The following is a 3,583-nucleotide window of genomic DNA, read 5'->3' as shown; positions in this document are numbered from 1 at the left end:
GTTAAATTATAGTTCATATTCATTTTATTATCTAGTCAAAATTGTAAAAATTTTTCAGAAAAAATTTTCAAATAAAAAAAGAATTCCTGTCATGGAATTCTTAGAGTATTTCCTGTAAACATTTTTTTATCTTACGTACCGCATAATCATGTCGTTGTGGTGAAATTTTTAATTGACGACAAATATCAATTCTTCGATACCCTTTAATTCGTAAGGAAAGGATCTTTTTTTGCATAGGATTCAATTGCGCTAAAACTTGATCCAGATAATTTTTTGCCATAATGGATCCTATGACCACTTCATGCGTAGGATTTTGAGAAACATAGGTCTGTTCCACATAATAATCCCTTGTTTCTTCATTGACCTTGGAATCCAAATAAACGTGTTGATAATATTCCGGCATCCTGTTTCGAGAGTTTATGCGATAAGTATCTTTAAACTCATTCAACAAGACTTGCTTGTAAAATGATGTAAAACTACGCTGTCTTCGTATTTGAAACCAGTATAGACATTTTAATAGGATGGTATCGGCAATAGCTAACATATCCCATCGATTGAGCTGATGCCCATCGCGACTGACATTCGCATGACAAATGATCGTGTTGACCATTGCTCGATAATGTTTACGAAGATAACTAAATGCTTCTTCATCTTTTATGAAAAACAAATAAATCCAGAAATTGACATTTTTTCTTCTCATTTTGCCCTTTCCAGAGCAAAAAGAAATTACAGAGGATGTCTGGCACTATGAATTTGGTACAAGAGTACAGCACAAGCCACACTGGCATTTAAAGAAGAGATTTTTCCTTCCATGGGTAATTTAACCATATAGTCACATTGTTTCTTAACCAGATTGGAAATACCTTTGCCTTCCGAACCAATGACCAGAACCAGAGGTACATCATAGATACCCTGTCGATAATCACGAGCTTGATCCATATCACTGCCTACGACCCAATATCCGTTTTCTTTACATTCCTGCAGAGCATTTTTTAAATTGGTCACCGTGCAGACCGGAATCGTATAAGCTGCTCCTGTACTGGCTTTAATAGCCGATGGTGTTAAGCCCACACTGTTGTGCTTACAAAGAATCACCCCATCAACACCGGTACAATCACAACTGCGTAAAATAGCTCCTAAATTGTGGGGATCCTGTATTCCATCCAAGGCCACGATCAAACCAGGTTGTTTCGCCTTATTTAAGATTTGTTTAAGATCGTATGTCGGTATTTCCTTAACTTCCACTACGATTCCATTATGATTGGCACCTTTCGTCAAGGCATTCAGCTGATCACGAGATACGACTGTTATTTTTTTATTTAACTGTTCTACACGCTGTAAAAAACGTTTGTCACGAAGCCCTCTTTGCACATATATTTTTAAGATTGAATCCGGATTTTCTTCCAGCTGTGTAAACACATTTTTTCCATAAACGATCATAGAGAATCTCCTTTTTCAACAATTTGATCCAAGCACTGCGCCAAGCGCTGATGATGATCATATAAATATAGATAGCCCAATAAAGCTTCTAGTGCCGTTGCTTTTAGATATGTCTGTCCATCCGCATTCTTAGCCTTTGAATGAATGGTCGCATTTCTTCCTCGATGAAGGATCTGTTTTTCCTCTTCAGTAAAGAAATCCTCCTGCATCAGCCTATCCAAAATAACAGCCTGTCCTTTAGCGCTGCACAAACGAGCACTCTTTTTTTGTAAAATATCCGCCTTTTGATAGCCTTTATCCAAAAGATGCTTACGAACTCTTAATGTCATCAAAGCATCTCCCATCCAGGCAAGACTAGTCGCATTATGCGTTACGATCTCCATTACAAGATTCCTTTTTCCTGTAATTTAGCACGATATACATCGGCGGTTTCAAAGTCTTTTGCTTTAACCGCATTTCGCCATGCGGCATACATTTCTTTATCCTGGTCATCCAGTACGATAGAATCTAATTCAATTCCTAATACCCACGACATCTTTTCCAGTGCATTTTTTAAGGCTGCGACTTTTTGTCCATCAAAAGGACGGGCACGCAATGCCTGGTTGATCTTTTTGATTACTTCATGAACGACAGAAATCGCATTCGGCGTATTTAAATCATCATTTAAAGCATCTACAAAAACCTTTAAACTTTCTTCATCCACCGCATCGGTTTCTACATTCTGCAGCTGCAACTGCACACAAGCTTGTTTATATGCTGTATAAATCTTATTCAATTCTTTTTGGGAAGAAGAAATCGCTTCTTCATTTAGATTTAATGGTGAACGATAGTGTACCGAGATCATCATCCAGCGAATGGTATTGCCCCCATGCGCTTCAATCAGGTCTTTGGCCCACCAGACATTCCCCAGTGATTTTGACATCTTCTCATTTTGAATATTGATCATACCATTATGTACCCACATATTTGCTAAATGCGTATGAGAGCACATCTGGCATTGTGCCATTTCATTTTCGTGATGCGGAAATTTAAGATCCAGACCACCGCCATGGATATCGATCAACGCTTTTTTAAATACGTTATGAATCATGACAACACACTCGGTATGCCATCCCGGACGTCCCTTTGACCATGGAGAATCCCATCGAATTCCCTGCTCCGTTTCTTTCCATAATGTAAAATCCAAAGGATTTTCTTTTTTCTCATTTTCATCAATACGAGCACCGACCATCAGATCTTCCATTTTCTGATGTGATAATTCCCCATAGGTTTTATCACTGCTTACACGGAAATACACATCGCCATCAACTTGATAAGCCGCACCATTCTCGATCAGCTTTTGAATGAACGCAATGATTTGATCCATCGTTTCCGTAACCCGCGGTGCTACATCCGGCAGATCCGCATGCAGATTTTTACGTACACGATTATACGCTTCAATATATTTATCTGTAATTTCTTTTTCACTCACATTTTGTTCCAAAGCAGTCTTGATAATCTTGTCATCAACATCTGTATAGTTGCTCACATACATAACATCCAAGCCCTGTAATTCCAGTGCTTTTTTCAACGTATCAAACACGACAATAGGCCGGGCATTCCCCACATGCGGCTCATTATATACAGTTGGTCCACAGACATACATGGAAACCTTTCCAGGCTCGATAGGCTTTAATTCTTCGATTTTCTGGGTATAGCTGTTATATAAATTCATTTCCATCATTCCTTTCTAAAAAAACATAGACAGGGTCTATGTTGTGTTAATCTTTTGTCTCAAGACTCAAATCACGAAACTGTTTGACCAGATCTGCATCAATTCCCTGATCTTTCAACATCTGGATATATGCTGCATCCAAATCATCTACACCTTCGCTTAATTCGTCTCGATCATCATTTGTCAACCGTTCTTTTAATGGCATAACTTTCACCTTCTAATGTATATCTAGGATACCTTACTTCCCATGATATTTCAAGAAAGGCACTATAAAACTTCAGCATGACTTTATAAAATGATGAAAAACTTATAAAAAGCTTAAAAGATATCTAGATAAACTCATCATTAAAAATTTTCGCTATACCGACAATTTGGTGATATGGCATAAATAATGTCAAATTAGATTTTATATTGTAGTCAGAAAAGAGG

General features: G+C 37.7%; 5 protein-coding genes. All 5 read right to left on the bottom strand.

Translation table 11 applies throughout. The annotated features are described in order from the left end of the window. Positions 1-100 precede the first annotated feature (100 nt). From U0M88_RS00785 to U0M88_RS00765, 5 genes are read right to left on the bottom strand one after another with little or no spacing between them, the layout of a single operon-like run. A complete protein-coding gene (locus U0M88_RS00785; protein ID WP_022789316.1) occupies positions 101-700 on the bottom strand; it encodes a sigma-70 family RNA polymerase sigma factor in 600 nt (199 codons plus the stop codon). A 26-nt stretch (positions 701-726) separates the two neighbouring features. Further along, a complete protein-coding gene (rlmB, locus tag U0M88_RS00780) occupies positions 727-1,440 on the bottom strand; it encodes a 23S rRNA (guanosine(2251)-2'-O)-methyltransferase RlmB (protein ID WP_022789315.1) in 714 nt (237 codons plus the stop codon). Then, a complete protein-coding gene (locus U0M88_RS00775) occupies positions 1,437-1,823 on the bottom strand; it encodes a Mini-ribonuclease 3 (RefSeq protein WP_167698692.1) in 387 nt (128 codons plus the stop codon). The genes rlmB and U0M88_RS00775 overlap by 4 nt, the downstream gene beginning before the upstream one ends. Next, the gene (cysS, locus tag U0M88_RS00770) at positions 1,823-3,154 is read right to left on the bottom strand and encodes a cysteine--tRNA ligase (protein WP_331868606.1); all 1,332 of its coding nucleotides are present in this window, start codon (positions 3,152-3,154) and stop codon (positions 1,823-1,825) included. The genes U0M88_RS00775 and cysS overlap by 1 nt, the downstream gene beginning before the upstream one ends. Before the next feature lie 46 nt (positions 3,155-3,200). Next, positions 3,201-3,359 carry a hypothetical protein gene (locus tag U0M88_RS00765; protein ID WP_022789312.1) on the bottom strand — a complete coding sequence of 53 codons (159 nt, stop codon included), beginning with the start codon at positions 3,357-3,359 and terminating at the stop codon, positions 3,201-3,203. Positions 3,360-3,583 lie beyond the last annotated feature (224 nt).

The organism is Faecalicoccus sp. (assembly GCF_036552745.1).
Classification (GTDB): domain Bacteria; phylum Bacillota_I; class Bacilli_A; order Erysipelotrichales; family Erysipelotrichaceae; genus Faecalicoccus.
This window is presented reverse-complemented; position numbering and strand designations above follow the sequence as displayed.

Excerpts from the sequence above, each read along its gene's own strand:
- U0M88_RS00785 (WP_022789316.1), bottom strand. The coding sequence starts at position 700 with ATGAGAAGAAAAAATGTCAATTTCTGGATTTATTTGTTTTTCATAAAA.
- rlmB (WP_022789315.1), bottom strand. The coding sequence starts at position 1,440 with ATGATCGTTTATGGAAAAAATGTGTTTACACAGCTGGAAGAAAATCCG.
- U0M88_RS00775 (WP_167698692.1), bottom strand. The coding sequence starts at position 1,823 with ATGGAGATCGTAACGCATAATGCGACTAGTCTTGCCTGGATGGGAGAT.
- cysS (WP_331868606.1), bottom strand. The coding sequence starts at position 3,154 with ATGAATTTATATAACAGCTATACCCAGAAAATCGAAGAATTAAAGCCT.
- U0M88_RS00765 (WP_022789312.1), bottom strand. The coding sequence starts at position 3,359 with ATGCCATTAAAAGAACGGTTGACAAATGATGATCGAGACGAATTAAGC.